The organism is Xanthomonas sp. NCPPB 2922 (assembly GCF_041520885.1).
GTDB classification, from domain to species: domain Bacteria; phylum Pseudomonadota; class Gammaproteobacteria; order Xanthomonadales; family Xanthomonadaceae; genus Xanthomonas; species Xanthomonas campestris.
In genome coordinates this window covers 57857-73088 of the sequence record NZ_JBGOFY010000004.1, presented here as the reverse complement: position 1 = coordinate 73088, position 15232 = coordinate 57857, and the positions used below count along the sequence as shown (strand labels likewise).

At 65.9% G+C, this 15232-nt stretch carries 10 protein-coding genes, 1 tRNA gene and 3 pseudogenes; 4 read left to right on the top strand and 10 right to left on the bottom strand.

Annotated features, from left to right (window positions below; translation table 11 throughout):
- Nucleotides 1-109 precede the first annotated feature (109 nt).
- The gene (gene rnt / locus ACD584_RS06965) at nt 110-754 is read left to right on the top strand and encodes a ribonuclease T (RefSeq protein ID WP_029217206.1); all 645 of its coding nucleotides are present in this window, start codon (nt 110-112) and stop codon (nt 752-754) included.
- A gap of 199 nt (nt 755-953) precedes the next feature.
- Here the strand turns inward: rnt and ACD584_RS06960 are convergent, their stop codons facing one another.
- From ACD584_RS06960 to rnr, 4 genes and pseudogenes are all read right to left on the bottom strand, one after another.
- Entirely contained in the window at nt 954-3986 is a 3033-nt protein-coding gene (locus tag ACD584_RS06960) for a ligand-binding sensor domain-containing diguanylate cyclase (protein WP_076035995.1), read from the bottom strand.
- Nucleotides 3987-4232: 246 nt separating this feature from the next.
- Entirely contained in the window at nt 4233-4982 is a 750-nt protein-coding gene (gene rlmB / locus ACD584_RS06955; RefSeq protein WP_076035996.1) for a 23S rRNA (guanosine(2251)-2'-O)-methyltransferase RlmB, read from the bottom strand.
- A 315-nt stretch (nt 4983-5297) separates the two neighbouring features.
- Nucleotides 5298-5771: pseudogene (locus ACD584_RS06950) on the bottom strand (GFA family protein).
- A 126-nt stretch (nt 5772-5897) separates the two neighbouring features.
- On the bottom strand, nt 5898-8423 hold the full coding sequence (gene rnr / locus ACD584_RS06945) for a ribonuclease R (protein ID WP_076035997.1): 2526 nt from the start codon (nt 8421-8423) through the stop codon (nt 5898-5900).
- 121 nt (nt 8424-8544) lie between these two features.
- On the opposite strand from rnr, the gene ACD584_RS06940 reads away from it, so the two are divergent.
- Nucleotides 8545-8631 (top strand) — tRNA-Leu (locus tag ACD584_RS06940).
- A 567-nt stretch (nt 8632-9198) separates the two neighbouring features.
- Here the strand turns inward: ACD584_RS06940 and ACD584_RS06935 are convergent.
- From ACD584_RS06935 to ACD584_RS06910, 6 genes and pseudogenes are all read right to left on the bottom strand, one after another.
- Nucleotides 9199-10722 carry a platelet-activating factor acetylhydrolase IB subunit gene (locus ACD584_RS06935; RefSeq protein WP_175611510.1) on the bottom strand — a complete coding sequence of 508 codons (1524 nt, stop codon included), beginning with the start codon at nt 10720-10722 and terminating at the stop codon, nt 9199-9201.
- A gap of 539 nt (nt 10723-11261) precedes the next feature.
- Entirely contained in the window at nt 11262-11372 is a 111-nt protein-coding gene (locus ACD584_RS06930; protein WP_012438703.1) for an acyl-CoA dehydrogenase family protein, read from the bottom strand.
- A 28-nt stretch (nt 11373-11400) separates the two neighbouring features.
- A pseudogene (locus ACD584_RS06925) lies at nt 11401-11487 on the bottom strand (acyl-CoA dehydrogenase family protein); the annotation flags it as partial.
- A gap of 52 nt (nt 11488-11539) precedes the next feature.
- A pseudogene (locus ACD584_RS06920) lies at nt 11540-11626 on the bottom strand (acyl-CoA dehydrogenase family protein); the annotation flags it as partial.
- Nucleotides 11627-11678: 52 nt separating this feature from the next.
- A complete protein-coding gene (locus ACD584_RS06915) occupies nt 11679-11789 on the bottom strand; it encodes an acyl-CoA dehydrogenase family protein (RefSeq protein ID WP_011269903.1) in 111 nt (36 codons plus the stop codon).
- A gap of 28 nt (nt 11790-11817) precedes the next feature.
- Nucleotides 11818-12966 carry an acyl-CoA dehydrogenase family protein gene (locus ACD584_RS06910; protein WP_012438705.1) on the bottom strand — a complete coding sequence of 383 codons (1149 nt, stop codon included), beginning with the start codon at nt 12964-12966 and terminating at the stop codon, nt 11818-11820.
- Nucleotides 12967-13089: 123 nt separating this feature from the next.
- Here ACD584_RS06910 and ACD584_RS06905 point away from each other — a divergent pair, with 123 nt between their 5' ends.
- Both ACD584_RS06905 and ACD584_RS06900 read left to right on the top strand, forming a co-directional pair.
- The gene (locus ACD584_RS06905; RefSeq protein WP_175611511.1) at nt 13090-14085 is read left to right on the top strand and encodes a metalloregulator ArsR/SmtB family transcription factor; all 996 of its coding nucleotides are present in this window, start codon (nt 13090-13092) and stop codon (nt 14083-14085) included.
- Nucleotides 14082-15221 carry a homocysteine S-methyltransferase family protein gene (locus ACD584_RS06900; protein WP_076036000.1) on the top strand — a complete coding sequence of 380 codons (1140 nt, stop codon included), beginning with the start codon at nt 14082-14084 and terminating at the stop codon, nt 15219-15221. The genes ACD584_RS06905 and ACD584_RS06900 overlap by 4 nt, the downstream gene beginning before the upstream one ends.
- Nucleotides 15222-15232: the final 11 nt, after the last annotated feature.

Sequence of the window (15232 nt, the reverse complement as noted above, 5' to 3'; positions counted from 1 at the left end):
CCGTGCAAGCACAGGTCGGGCCTTTTCGTGTCTGGCCGTCTTTCTCATGCGCACGGACGGCGGCTGTGCGACCGATCGGGCCGGCCATGCGACCTGCTAGGCTACGCCGATGAACGAACCGGTCGACCTGCAACCCTCCCCCTCCCTGCTGCCCATGTCGCGGCGTTTTCGCGGCTATCTGCCGGTGGTGGTGGACGTGGAAACCGGCGGGTTCGACTGGAACAAGCACGCGTTGCTGGAAATTGCCTGCGTGCCGATCGAGATGGACGCGCAGGGGCATTTCTTCCCGGGCGAAACCGCCAGTGCGCATCTAGTGCCGGCGCCGGGGCTGGAGATCGACCCGAAGTCGCTGGAAATCACCGGCATCGTGCTCGACCATCCGTTCCGTTTCGCCAAGCAGGAAAAGGACGCGCTGGACCATGTGTTCGCACCGGTGCGCGCAGCGGTCAAGAAGTACGGCTGCCAGCGCGCGATCCTGGTGGGCCACAACGCGCATTTCGATCTGAATTTCCTCAACGCCGCAGTTGCCCGCGTTGGCCACAAGCGCAACCCCTTCCATCCGTTCAGCGTGTTCGACACGGTGACCCTGGCCGGCGTGGCATACGGCCAGACCGTGTTGGCGCGCGCCGCCCAGGCCGCCGGCCTGGACTGGAACAGCGCCGATGCGCACAGCGCGGTGTACGACACCGAACAGACCGCGCGCCTGTTCTGCAAGATTGCCAACGCGTGGCCGGGGCCAGCCAGCGCGGGGTGAGTGGGTGGGGATTGGGCAGTCGGGATTGGGCAGTCGGGATTGGGGATTCGCAAAAGCGGCGTTCCCGGTTTCTGAGACGACGTTGGTCGGCGACACCGTTGCATACGACGCGATCAAATCCCACGCCGTTTGTTGTAACCAGCAAAGCGCCAAACAGCGCGCTCTTGCGAATCCCCAATCCCCAATCCCAAATCCCGTCCTAACCAATACAGATCCGGTCGCGCCCGGCGCTCTTGGCTTCGTAGAGCGCATGGTCGGCGCGTTGCATCAGCGATGAACCCGACTCTTCCTCACCCAGTTCGGCCAGCCCAGCACTGAAGGTCACCTGCAGGCCTTCTACGCCGCCCCAGTCGTGCCGTGCATGAAACTGCGCGCGGATGCGCAGGCACAAGGCGTGCGCCTGCTCAAGCGTGGTGTCGCTGAGCAGCAGCGCAAATTCCTCACCACCCAGGCGCGCGGGCAGGTCCGAGGCACGCGCCGCCGCCGTGAGCAGCACGCCCACGTCATGCAGCACCGCATCGCCGCTGGCATGCGAATACTGGTCGTTGATGCGTTTGAAATGATCGATGTCCAGAATCGCCAGCACCAGCGGCCGTCCACTGCGGCGGGCCCGGCTTAAATCACGTGCCAGCGCCTCGTCGAAATGCCGCCGGTTCGGCAAGCCGGTCAACGCATCTTCGTGGGCCTGGCGTTCGAACGCGTCGGACTTGATGCGCAAGCGCGTCAGCAGCTCGCTCTTTTCCTGGTTGGCCTGCAACAGCCGTTGCGCCTGCCGCTGCAGATCTTCGGTGCGCTTGCGCACCAGTTCGGCCAGCCGCGCATTGTGGGTCTTGTAGCGCCGCAACAGAAAGCGATACAGCAACGCCAGCAACAGCAGCGCGCCCAGCACGCCGGCCAGCCGCACGTCCTGGCGTTGCCACCACAGCGGCAGCACCTCGAACGCCCAGACCGCTTCGTGCGCACTCCAGGCACCACCTGGGTGGCGCGCGGCCACGCGCAAGCTGTAACGCCCCGGCGGCAGGCCGATGAATTCCACGCTGCGCTGCCGGCCGCGCTCGATCCAGGTGTTGTCCAGACCATCCAGGCGCGTGCGGTATTCAATGCGTTCGGGCAGCAGGAAGCTCATGCCGACATAGGACACCGTCAGCCGCTGCCCGCCCGGCAGCTTGGTCTGCTGCCGCCATGGCACCGGCCGGCCGCCTTGCTGCACGTTTTCGATCAACGGCGGCGGCGCGGGGCGTTCGCGGAAGCGCTGCAGGCGTGCCGGGTCCACGGTGCTCACGCCGCCGGCAGTCACCACCCACACGCTGCCATCGGCACGTTCGATCATGCTCGGGCCAGAGCTGCCATTGGCCTGCGCGTTGCCCATGCCATCGATTTCGCCGTAGCGTTCGATGCCGAGCCGGCCGCGCCCCTCGGCCACTGCATTGAGTGTGTTGAGTTCAGTTCGCAGCACGCCGCGGTTGCTGCTGATCCAGGCATTGCCCAGGCGATCGGCGACCAGCTGGAACACGGTGTCCACCGGCATGCCCTGCTCCAGCCCCACGCGTGCCAGCGCGCCATGACGTGCCCGGTACAGCCCACGATCGGTGGAGATCCAGACATCTTCGCCAATGCGCTGGAAACCAAACACGCTGCGCGCACCGCCCAACCGCTCCAGCGGCAGTTGCTGCAGCACACCGTCACGGACCACGGCCGCGCCATCGACCGAACCGATCCACAGCGCACCATCGATGCTGGCCAGCGCAGTCACCACACCATCGGGCAGGCCGTTGATGGCCAGCGGCGCACGCCGCCCATCGACCAGATGCACCACCCCACGCTGGGTCGCCAGCCAGACGGTGTCGGCATCGTCGATCACGATTGCGCGAATGTGCCCGTTGGGAATGCCGTCGGCCTCACCGAAGTGGCGCAGCACACGCCCGTTGCGCAGCACGAACACGCCATCGGCATAGGTGCCCACCCACAGGTCGCCGCGCCGATCCAGCGCCAGGCTAAGCACCGACAACCGCCGCCCGGACGGCGTGGCCACCGGCACCGGCACGATGCGGCCGTCGGGCAGCAGGCGGTCCAGGCCTGCGGTGGTGGCCACCCACAGGCTGCCGTCGCGGTCTTCCAGCAGCGCGCGCGCGTAGTCGCCACTGAGCCCGTCGCGCTGGCTGTAGCTGCTGAACAAGGTTTCGCGCAGGCGGAACAGCCCACCGTTGGCGCCCACCCAGATGCTGCCTTCGGCATCCTCGCGCAGGCTGACGATGCGCCCGGTGGGCAGCGCACGGCCAGCCTCCAGATGCTCCACGCCGTGGCTGCCGATGCGCAGCAGGCCCTGGCTCTCGCTGCCCAGCCACAGGTCGCCATGGCGATCCTGCAGCATCGCAGTGAAGTGGCCCTGCCCCGGCACCTGGTGCACCAGCTGCGCACGTTCGCCCTGCAGGCGATACAGCTGCTCGCCGGCGACCACCCACACCGTGCCGTCCGGTGCCCGATACGGCCAGGCCAGACCCGGCGGCAGGCCGAACGCTGCGGGTGCGCGATGCATGCGGCCATCCGGCTCGCGGTAGATCAGCCCATCCAAGGTGCCGATCAGCAGCCGTCCCCGGCCGTCGAACACCATCCGCGGGAAGCTGCTTTGCAACGGCACGCCGGCCTGCGGCGGGAAATAGTCGAAGCGCCCATCCGGCCACAGGCAGCCCAGGCCATGGCCTTCGAACAACAGCCACATCCGGCCATCGGCATCCATGGTCATGCCGTGGATCAGCGCCTGTGGCCAATCGGCACGGCGCGGCCACTGCCGCCAGTGACCATCGGCACCGTGGCGCACCAGATTGCCGCGTGCATCACTCAGCCACAGGGCGTCGTCGTGATCCACGTACAGCGCGCCGACGCCGTTGTCGGGCAGGCCGGGCCGCGTGCTGCGATCGATGACGGTGAATTCCAGGCCGTTGTAGCGGACCAGGCCCTCCCATGTGGCGAACCACAGGTAGCCATCGGCGGTCTGGGCGATGTCGCGCAGCGAGTTATGCGGCAGTCCGTTGCGCGAACTCCAGCTGTCGATGGCGTAGTCGCGCAGGCGTGCGCTCGTGCCCGGGTCAGCATGTGCCACAAGCGAGCACATCCACAACAGCGCGCACGCGCAGGCCGCGAGCCAGCATTGCCACTGCCCCCACCCTCGTGTCGACGCCGTTGCGCCATCCCCACTATCGCCCGCGCTGCGAGCGCCCACCCCAAGCTTCATCACCCACACGACACGCCGTTCGCTGCGGATATGGTAGGCAAAAACGCGCGCCAGTGCCGCTGCCGCGATGCCAGGGCCTGGTGTAATGGGCTTGCCGGTGCATGGACAAGGCCAGCGCACCGCGCGATGCGCTGCAATTGCGCAGGAGTACGGAGTTGCCGGCAGCCACCGATGGGCGCTGCGCGCTTATAAACTCGCTGCGGCAGTACCCGGCCCGCGCACTGCGGCGCCGGCGCACCGCATGACTCAGGCGCCCAGACGCTGGCGCACGGCCTCGAACAAGGTCACGCCGGTGGCCACCGAGACATTAAGGCTTTCGATGTCGCCGGGCATCGGGATCTTGACCAGGCCATCGCAATGCTCGCGGGTGAGCCGACGCAAGCCATCGCCCTCGCCGCCCAGAACCAGGCCGACATTGTCGCGCAGGTCCACGCTGTACAGCGAAGCCTCTGCTTCGCCGGCCAGGCCATACAGCCACACGCCCTGCTTCTGCAGATCACGCAGGCAGCGCGCCAGGTTGGTCACCGCCACCACGGGGATGCGGTCGGCCGCGCCGGCCGAGGTCTTGCGCACGGTGGCGTTGACCGTGGCGGACTTGTCCTTGGGAATTACCACCGCGGTGACGCCGGCAGCAGCGGCGCTGCGCAGGCATGCCCCCAGGTTGTGCGGGTCCTGCACGCCGTCCAGGATCAGCACCAGCGCGCGCCCTTGTGCAGCCTCCACCAGGCCTTCCAGTTCGTTCTCTGCCCAGAGCCGCGCCGCGGCGTAGCGCGCAGCCACGCCCTGATGGCGTACCTGGCCGCCCACGCCGTCCAGCGCCTGGGTGTTGACCCGGCGCACGTCGATGCCCTTGCGGCGCGCCTGTTCTTCGATCTCGGTCAGGCGCGGGTTCTTGCTACCGGCCTCGATCAGGACCTCGCGCACGTTGTCGGCGTCGTTCTCGACGGACGAGGCGACAGCATTGACGCCGACGATCCACTGGTTCTGCTTGCTCATTGCGCGGGCATACGAAGAAATGAGGGGGAATGGTAGGGCTTGCGGCCTGCTACGTCACGGCCGGGGCATCGATCGCCTGACAATGCAGGTAAACGATTGCAGCGCCGCCGCTGGCACCTGCGGGAGTCATGCGCCGCTCGCCGCCGCGCGCATGCCGCAACGGCAGCCGTGCGCCGGACTGTTTCCGCGCAAGGTGAACCGCTGTGGACAAGCGCTTGAACGCTAGTCGCACCGACGTCAGCAACAAACCGTAGTGGACCGACATCAGCCTGATTGACCACAGCGAGGACCTGCAAGGCGAGGCCCGATCGCTGCTTACACCGGCCACCGCCCGGTGTCGTGATCCGGATGCTGATGCGATACCAGCGCAGCCTGGAATGCCAATGCCGCCGCGTCGTCCTCGCTCGGGCGTGTCGGCAGCTGCGTCAGGGTATCGACGAACGGCAACTTGCGCTCCAGCCCGTACTGAATATGTGGGGGCAACCGCTCTGGCGTATCGAATGCACCAGCGGCAATCGCCACGCCATCGGGTGCTTCATAGGTCAACGGCGTGCCGCACTCGGCGCAAAAACCGCGCTGCACCAGCGTCGACGACGCGAAGCGCTTGGGCTCACCGCGGGTCTAGCGGAACGCGGCGCCACGTACCGACACCAGCGGCGCGTAATACGCCCCAAACGCTTTCTGACACATGCGGCAGTGACAGATCGATGCGTGGTCCAGCACGCCGCGCACATGAAAGCGCACCGCGCCGCATTGGCAGCCACCGCTGTATTCGGAAGATGCGCTCATCGTTTGCCTCGCAGATCGGCGTGTTAGGCAAACCACCGCGTCATCACGGCGCGGTGGCACTCACTCCGCACTTTCCGGCTCAGCAGTGCGGGCCGCCATGCCGGCCACCCGCACTGCCGCGCAGCATCAATACGGTTTTTTCTTGCGCTTGGCCGGCTTCTCACGCGGCGGCAGCGGTGCTTCTGCAGGCGCACCATCTTCGGCCAGACGGAAGTCGATCTTGCGTTCTTCCATGCTCGCCTTGAGCACCAACACGCGTACCGGGTCGCCCAGACGGAATTCGCGACCGCGGCGTTCGCCGGTCATCGTCTTGCGGATCGGATCGAACTGGTAATAGTCCTGCGGCAGCTGGGTGACGTGCACCAGGCCGTTGACCTTGGATTGGGTCAATTCCACGAACAAGCCGAAGCTGGTCACACCGCTGATCACGCCGTCGAACTGGCCGCCGACATGCTTTTCCATCCAGGCGGCGCGATAACGCTCGTCCACTTCGCGCTCGGCCTCGTCGGCACGCCTGCCACGCTCGGAACACTGCAGCGACAACGCGGCCATCTGGCGCGGGGTGTAGATGTATTTTTCCGGGCTGGCGCCGGTCAGCGCGTGCTTGATCGCACGGTGCACCAGCAGATCGGGATAACGGCGGATCGGCGAGGTGAAGTGCGCGTACGCCTCCAGTGCCAGACCGAAGTGACCGTTGTTTTCCGGCGAATACACCGCCAGGCTCTGGCTGCGCAGCAGCACCGATTCCAGTAGCGCGGCATCCGGACGCGCACGCACCTTCTTCAGCAACTTGGTGTAGTCACCTGGGCGCACCTTGCTCCACGCCGGCAGGCTCAGCTGGAATTCCTTGAGGAACTCCAGCAGGTCTTCGAACTTGCTCTCCGGCGGCCGCTCGTGCACGCGGTACGGCGCAGGCACATGCATGCTCAACAAATAACGCGCTGCCTCGACGTTGGCGGCGATCATGCATTCCTCGATCAGCTTGTGCGCGTCGTTACGCACCAGCATGCCGGCCTGGGTGACCTCGCCGGTATTGTCGAGCACGAAGCGCACTTCGGAGGTTTCGAATTCGATCGCGCCGCGATGCGTGCGCGCCTTCGACAACACGTTGTACAGCTGATGCAGACGCTGCACCTGCGGCAACAACGGGCCGATAAACGCCTTGGTATCGGCATCGTCTTCGCCAACCGCCTTCCAGACCTGGTTGTAGGTCAGGCGCGCATGCGAATTCATCACCGCTTCGTAGAAACGCGAGCCGGTCACTTCGCCATCGCGCCCGACCTGCATGTCGCAGACGAAACACATGCGGTCGACCTTGGGCATCAGCGAACAGATGCCGTTGGACAAGGTCTCCGGCAGCATCGGCACCACGAACCCGGGGAAATACACCGAGGTGGCGCGCTTTTGCGCTTCGTCGTCCAGCGGCGTGCCGGGACGCACATAGTTGGACACGTCGGCGATCGCCACCACCAGACGGAAACCGTCCGCATTGGGCTCGCAATACACCGCGTCGTCGAAATCCTTGGCGTCTTCGCCATCGATGGTGACCAGCGGCATCTGCCGCAGATCCACGCGCCCGCCGATCATCTGCGGCTCGACCACCAGCGGCACCGCCGCGGCTTCGTCGAGCACTTCCTGCGGGAATTCATGCGGCAACTCGTGGCCATGGATGGCCATTTCCACCACCAGCGACGGCGTCAGCTTGTCGCCCAGCACCGCGATGATCTTGCCGATCGCCGGACGGCGCGCGTCCGGGGGTGCGATCAGCTCGCACACCACCAGCTGGCCTTCGCGGGCCTCGCCGATGCCGTCCGGGGCGATCTGCACATTGCGCTGCACGCGCTTGTCGTCGGGGTCGACGTAGGCCACACCGTGCTCGTAGAAGAAGCGCCCGATCATGCGCGACATGCGCCGTTCCAGCACACGCGCAATGGCGCCTTCGCGGCGGCCACGGCGGTCAATGCCGGTGACGTTGGCCAGTGCGCGATCACCGTGCATGACCTTGCGCATTTCGAACGGCGGCAGGAACAGGTCGTCGCCACCTTCGTCCGGCTTGAGGAACCCGAAGCCTTCCGGATTGGCGATCACCACGCCGGCAATCAGGCTGGTCTGCTGCACCGGTGCATAGCCGCCACGGCGGTTCTGCACCAGCTGCGCTTCGCGCACCATCGCGGCCAGGCGCTTGCCCAGCGCATCGATGCGATCGCTCAAGCCCAGCTGTTCGGCAATCTCTTCGGCCGTCTGCGGGCCGTCGCAGTCTTCCAGCAACTGCAGGATGGCTTCGCGGCTGGCAATCGGCTCGGCGTAGCGCAGCGCTTCGCGGTCGGCGTGCGGGTCCTTGAATCCGGCGTCCGCAACAGCCTGGACGGGGTCTTTCTGGAATCGTTCCGGCGGCGGCGCAGGCGGGCCGCTCTTGCGAGGATGCGGTGCGCGGAGCGCAGCAGGCTCGACGGGAGGTGCCGGCTGATCGGACGACGCCTTTGCCGCAGCGCGCTTGTTGGCGGAATTGGTGGACGCACCTGCCGCAGCGCGGACCAGGAAGTCCGGCATCCAGCCCGGCAGTTTCTGTTGCTCGGCGGTGCTGGACTCGCCCGGGCTGGCGGATTTGCGGCGGCTGGGCCGGTCGGAATCGGGGGTATTTTTCTTTGTCATTACCCTAATGGTACCCCTTGCGGTCCTGACGTGGGCGGCAATGCCAGCCAGGCCCTTGGCAATTGCTTCACATCACCCGTTGACAAGCCCGCCAGGAGTCTGCAAAATTCGCGGCTCACCTGCCCAGGTGGCGGAATTGGTAGACGCACTAGCTTCAGGTGCTAGCGGGGGCAACTTCGTGGAGGTTCGAGTCCTCTTCTGGGCACCAGTTTAAAAAGACCTCCGAGCGATCGGGGGTCTTCTGGTTTCTGGGGTTGGGTTTTTCGGGTAGATGCTGCGACGTGGGCACTGCACGCTGCGCGAGATCGGTGATGCAGGCCTTGCGCCAGAGGCGCGCGGCTGCGCTCGGCTTGTGGCGAAAGCGCCTAACCAGCCCTGTTTTTTCCTGCTCGATGCGTTGCCGCTTGCGCCCTCGATGCAGGCAGCCTCAGCCTGCTCTGTTTATTGCATGGCCGTGCAGTTCAACGGACTCTGACAAGCACGGCAACTGCGTGGTTTCTGCCCTGCCCCACGGCTTGCTTGCTCCCAGCCTTTCCGAACGAACTCATGTGTGCGCCGCGCGCGTAGAAGTGCTGCTCAATCGCAAGGGTCAAGCATCAGGGCGATAGACGTCATGCGATTGGCGTCGACGAAACCGGACGCGCCGTGCGCCAGCTGCGACGCAACAGCAACTCGACCTACGCAACTCGACCCACCTTATCGCGACCGCACTGCATCGCAGCGCATCGCAGCGACGATCACAGGCGCAGGCGACGCCGCCCCTGAACACCGCAGCTCAAGGCGCGGCAGTAATGCCTGCCGCGCGCAGGGCTTGTGCCCAGATCCGATAGCCGGCCTCGCTGGGGTGGGTACCGTCGGGCATCAGCGCCTCGGGCAAGGCGCCGTCGGGTTGCAGCATTTGCGGCCCGATATCCACCAGCCGCACCGCCGGGTCACCGGCAAAGCGTGCAGCAAGCAGGCGGTTGGTTTCGGCGATCGGCGCTCGCTGCGGGCTGTCGGGGTGATGGCCGCGGGGCATGATCGCCATCAGGATCAACTTGCTGTTGGGCAGGCGCTGGCGCACTTCGGCAACCACCGCTTCCACGCCCTGCGCGGTCTCGGCGGGTGTACTGGCGCGCGATTGCGCGGTGCCGGTGAGATTGTTGGTGCCGATATGCAGCACCACCCAGCGCGGATCGAGCCCATCGAGTTCGCCCTGGCGAATGCGCCACAGCACGTTCTGGGTGCGGTCCCAGCCAAAGCCCAGATTCAACACCGGCCGCTTGCCATACAGCCAGGCCCAGGACGCCGGCCCGCTGACGCGCGTGGCCTGCGGCGGGCCGGCCCAGAAATGCGTGATCGAATCACCGATCATCACTACTTCCGGCTTGAGGATGCGTGCGGTGGCCAGTGCGGCGTGGTGGCGCGCGTACCAGTCGTAGGAGTCCTGCTCCAGCCAATCGACCGGGATCAGCGAGGTTGCCACGTCGCGGCCGAGCTCGGCGACCGGCTTGACCGGTGGCTCGCCCAGCAGCTTCGCCAGGGTCGGCTCGATGGCTTCCGCCAGCATGCGCTGGCCCTGCGTGTCCGGATGCAGGGCACCGGCCGGCGGGCGGAAGCGGGTGTCGTAGAACAGCTCGGTGCGCAGCGCGCCGTCGCGCAGGAGGATCGACCCCACATCCAGGTAGGTCACGCGCGGATTATCGCCATAGCGCATCGCCAGGGCCTGGTTGACCTGCGCGTCGCGGCGCGACTTTTCGGCCGAGACCGCACTTGGCAGCACACCCAGCAACAGGATGTGCGTGCGTGGCAGCTTCTGTTCGATCGCCGCGACCACCGCATCGATGCCCAGCTGGGTCTGCTCGGCGGTGTGCTGCAGGTGCCCGGTGTTGTTGGTGCCGATCAACACCACGGCCACCTTGGGATGCAGGCCATCCACTTCACCGTTGGCCAGGCGCCACAGCACGTGCTCGGTGCCATCGCCGCTGAAGCCTAGGTTGAGCGCACCACGGCTGCCGTAAAAGGTCTGCCAGGTGGGCTGGAAATTCTCGTCGGGCGCCTGGGCCTTGTCGTAGTTCTGGGTGATCGAATCGCCGATCAGCAGCAGCGGCGTGTCGGCGTGTTGCTTCGCCTGCTCCAGCACCCGCGCATGCCGTTGCGCCCACCAAGGCTCCTGCAGCCGGTCGGTCGGCACGATCGACGGTGGCGGCGTCTGCGCAGTGGCCGCAGTGCAGACCAGCAATAGCCCACAGCACACCAGCGCGGGCGCAATGGCAGACAGCGGAAGGCGGGAAACCACCGCGTGCAAAGACCGGAACATGCGCGCACCAGAGACAGGAGATGCGGCGATTGTGGTCTGCGCGCGCGGCGTACGACAAGCGTGTACGCAGCGAGGCTGCGGTTTGGCGCTGCTGTGGTGGTGGCTCGGCGCCTGACGCCGTGCAGGCTGAGCAGCCTAGACATCGTAGGAGCGCGCTTGCGCGCGATGTGGCGTTATCGGTAACGCTTCATCGCGCGCAAGCGCGCTCCTACGAGGCGGGGTATCGCAACCGGATACGCCGCGCTACCGGCAAGGCCATCGCGCGCCTGATTCCGATAGGTACATGACCAATCAGAGGTGGCACGTGGTCTTGGCTCGGCAGCCGAAACGGCTCAAGCCTAAATGCAGGCTTGCAAGCCCAGACGTTGTAGGAGCGCGCTTGCGCGCGATGCGGCGTTCTCGGTAACGCTTCATCGCGCGCGAGCGCGCTCCTACGAGGAGCCTGATCGCGATCGGATACACCACGATTCCAGCAAAACTATTACGCGCCTGATGTGGATAGGCCTCGACCGGTGGCACGTGACGAAACGCGGCCGACCTCAGCGCAGCCCGGTTTCGCCACGCGCGATCACCAGGTGTTGAATCTCCGAGGTGCCTTCGTAGATCTCGGTGATCTTGGCATCACGGAGAGCGTTCCAGCGTTGCCGCACACGCGGCAGCGCTGGATTGCGGCCGACCTCAGCGCAGCCCGGTTTCGCCGCGCGCGATCACCAGGTGTTGAATCTCCGAGGTGCCTTCGTAGATCTCGGTGATCTTGGCATCACGGAGAGCGTTCCAGCGTTGCCGCACACGCGGCAGCGCTGGAGCGCGGCCGACCTCAGCGCAGGCCGGTTTCGCCCCGCGCGATCACCAGGCGTTGAATCTCCGAGGTGCCTTCGTAGATTTCGGTGATCTTGGCATCGCGGAGAGCGTTCCAGCGTTGCCGCACACGCGGCAGCGCTGGAGCGCGGCCGACCTCAGCGCAGCCCGGTTTCACCACGCGCGATCACCAGGCGTTGAATCTCCGAGGTGCCTTCGTAGATCTCGGTGATCTTGGCATCGCGGAGAGCGTTCCAGCGTTGCCGCACACGCGGCAGCGCTGGAGCGCGGCCGACCTCAGCGCAGGCCGGTTTCGCCCCGCGCGATCACCAGGCGTTGAATCTCTGAGGTACCTTCGTAGATCTCGGTGATCTTGGCATCGCGGAAGTAGCGCTCCAGCGGCATTTCCTTGGAATAGCCCATGCCGCCGTGGATTTGCACGGCCTGATGGGTGATCCACATCGCCGCTTCCGAGGCGGTGAGCTTGGCCACCGCCGCTTCGGTGCCGAACTTCTGCCCCTGCCCCTTCAGCCAGGCAGCGCGCAAAGTGAGCAGCAAAGCCGCGTCGAGCTTGCACTTCATGTCGGCGATCTTGGCCTGGGTCATCTGGAAGGTACCGATCGCCGCGCCAAACGCCTTGCGCTCCTTCACATACGCCAGCGTGGCCTCATAGGCCGCACGCGCAATGCCCACTGCCTGCGAGGCAATGCCGATCCGGCCTGCATCGAGCACGCTCATCGCAGTCTTGAAGCCCTCGCCTTCCGCGCCCAGCACCTCGTCCGGCTGCGCTACGTAATCGGCGAACTCAATCTCGCAGGTGGCCGAGGCGCGGATGCCGAGCTTGGGCTCGGTCTTGCCGCGATGGAAGCCGGCGCGCGCGGTGTCGACCATGAAGGCTGTGATGCCGCGCGAGCCCTTGTCCGGCTCGGTCACCGCGAACAACACGATGTACTTGGCCACCGGGCCGGAGGTGATCCAGCTCTTCTTGCCGTTGATGACGAAGCTGCCATCGCCCTGCTTGATCGCACGGCAACGCATGGCCGAGGCATCCGAACCAGACTGCGGCTCGGTCAGTGCAAATGCGCCGATGTGCGTGCCTTCGGCGATTGCGCGCACGTACAGCTGCTTCTGCGCCTCGGTGCCGTTCTTCAGGATGCCGGTGCAGAACAGCGAGTTGTTGACCGACATGATGGTGGAATGCGCGCCATCGGCGGCGGCGATCTCGATCATCGCCAGCGCATAGCTGATCGGGTCCATGCCGGCGCCGCCGTACTCGGCCGGCACCTCGATGCCCATCAGGCCGTTCTCGCCCAGCAGCTGGATGTTCTCCAGCGGAAACTCGCCGCTGCGGTCGAACTGCTCGGCGCTGGGGGCGATCTTTTCCTGCGCGATCCGGCGGGCCACGTCCTGGATCATCAGTTGTTCTTCGGTAAAGCTGAAATCCACGTTCGACCCCTCCCGGGTATTGGCTGAGCGGCCATTGTAGCCACAACCATTCGCATGCGTATGTAGTTGACCCCACACCCCGCCCGGCCGAAAATATCTCCATATCGCGATATAGAGATATTCATGGATCTGGAAGACTGGTCGGCCCGCCTGAAAGTGTTTGCCGACGCCACCCGGGTACGCCTGCTGGCCTTGCTGGAACAGGAAGAACTCACCGTGGCCGAGCTGTCGGCCATCACCCGCCTCGCCCAGCCGCGCGTGTCCACCCATCTGGCCAAGCTCAAGGAGGCCGGCCTGGTGCGCGACCGCCGCGCCGGCGTGTCGGCGTATTACCGCTTCGACGAAGTGTCACTGGACCCGGCCCAGCGTGCGCTGTGGCTGGCGCTGAGCACCGGCAGCGACGACCCGCTGCTGCGCCAGGACGCCGAGCGCGTGGCTGCCGTGCTCGCCAACCGTGCTGCCGACCAGAACTGGGCCGATTCGGTGGCGGGCGACATGGAGCGGCATTACTCCCCGGGGCGCACCTGGGAAGCGCTGGCACGCACCGCGCTGCCGCTGCTGGAAACCGGCGACGTGCTCGATATCGCCTCCGGCGATGGCGTACTCGCCGAGCTGGTGGCGCCGCACGCCACCCGCTACATCTGCATCGACACCAGCGCACGCGTGGTCGCTGCGGCCAGCGAGCGCCTGCGCAAGCTGCGCAATGTGGAAGTGCGCGAAGGCGACATGCATGCACTGCCCTTCCCCGATGCCAGCTTCGACCTGGTGGTGCTGATGCATGCCCTCACCTATGCGGCTAAGCCTGCGCAGGCGGTGGCCGAGTCGGCGCGCGTACTGCGTCCCGGCGGCCGGCTGTTGCTGTGCAGCCTGGCCAAGCACGAGCACCGCGCAGCGGTGCAGGCCTACGGCCACGTCAACCTGGGCTTTGCGGCCAAGGAACTGCGCAAGTTCGTTGAGAAAGCCGGCTTGGACGTGTCCAGCCTGGAGTCGGTGACGCGCGAAAAGCGTCCACCGCATTTCGAAGTGATCTCGCTGATTGCGATGAAGCCGGGAATTGGGAATCGAGAGTCGGGATTGGTTGAAGGCAAGAGCAACGCGTCGCGGAGAGCCAGCGCATGACATACCTGCCAATCCCCAGTGCCGAATCCTCCATCCCGTTTTCCCTGCCATGGCTGCACCCGGAGCGCGCGGCCAAGCTCACCGCGGCGCTGCGCGAGCGCATCCTCATCATCGACGGTGCGATGGGCACCATGATCCAGCGCCACGACCTGCAGGAATCCGATTACCGCGGCACGCGGTTTGCCGAGGGGTACGACAGCGCACAGGGGCACGTGCACGGCGCCGGCTGCGATCACGCGCCGCAAGGGCATGACCTGAAGGGCAATAACGATCTGCTGCTGCTGTCCAGCCCGGAGATCATCGCCGGCATTCATCGCGCCTACCTGGATGCCGGTGCGGATCTGCTGGAAACCAATACCTTCAACGCCACCTCGGTCAGTCAGGCCGACTATCACCTCGAACATCTGGTGTACGAGTTGAACAAGGCCGGTGCCCAGGTCGCACGCGCCTGTTGCGATGCCGTCGAAGCGCTGACACCGCACAAGCCGCGCTTTGTGATCGGCGTGCTCGGCCCCACCAGCCGCACCGCATCGATCAGCCCGGACGTCAACGACCCCGGTTACCGCAATACCAGCTTCGATGCGCTGCGCGAAACCTATCGCGAAGCCATCGACGGCCTGATCGATGGCGGCGCCGATACCTTGATGGTGGAAACCATCTTCGACACCCTCAACGCCAAAGCTGCGCTGTATGCGATCGAAGAAGTGTTCGAAGCGCGTGGCGGCCGCCTGCCGGTGATGATCTCCGGCACCATCACCGATGCCTCCGGGCGCACGCTGTCCGGGCAGACCGCCGAAGCGTTCTACGCCTCGGTCGCACACGGCAAGCCGTTATCGGTGGGCCTGAACTGCGCGCTGGGCGCCAAGGAGTTGCGCCCACATGTGGAGACGCTCTCGCAAATCGCCGATGCCTACGTCAGCGCGCATCCCAATGCCGGGCTGCCCAATGCGTTCGGCGAATACGACGAGACGCCGGAAGAAATGGCCGAAACGCTGCGCGAGTTCGCCAAATCCGGCCTGCTCAACCTGGTGGGCGGTTGCTGCGGCACCACGCCGGACCATATCCGTGCGATTGCCGAGGCCGTGGCCGACCTGCCGCCGCGCCAGCTGCCCAACGCGCTGGAGCAAGCCGCATGATGCAGGCCTGC

Excerpts from the sequence above, each read along its gene's own strand:
- rnt (WP_029217206.1), top strand. The coding sequence starts at position 110 with ATGAACGAACCGGTCGACCTGCAACCCTCCCCCTCCCTGCTGCCCATG.
- ACD584_RS06960 (WP_076035995.1), bottom strand. The coding sequence starts at position 3,986 with ATGAAGCTTGGGGTGGGCGCTCGCAGCGCGGGCGATAGTGGGGATGGC.
- rlmB (WP_076035996.1), bottom strand. The coding sequence starts at position 4,982 with ATGAGCAAGCAGAACCAGTGGATCGTCGGCGTCAATGCTGTCGCCTCG.
- rnr (WP_076035997.1), bottom strand. The coding sequence starts at position 8,423 with ATGACAAAGAAAAATACCCCCGATTCCGACCGGCCCAGCCGCCGCAAA.
- ACD584_RS06935 (WP_175611510.1), bottom strand. The coding sequence starts at position 10,722 with ATGTTCCGGTCTTTGCACGCGGTGGTTTCCCGCCTTCCGCTGTCTGCC.
- ACD584_RS06905 (WP_175611511.1), top strand. The coding sequence starts at position 13,090 with ATGGATCTGGAAGACTGGTCGGCCCGCCTGAAAGTGTTTGCCGACGCC.
- ACD584_RS06900 (WP_076036000.1), top strand. The coding sequence starts at position 14,082 with ATGACATACCTGCCAATCCCCAGTGCCGAATCCTCCATCCCGTTTTCC.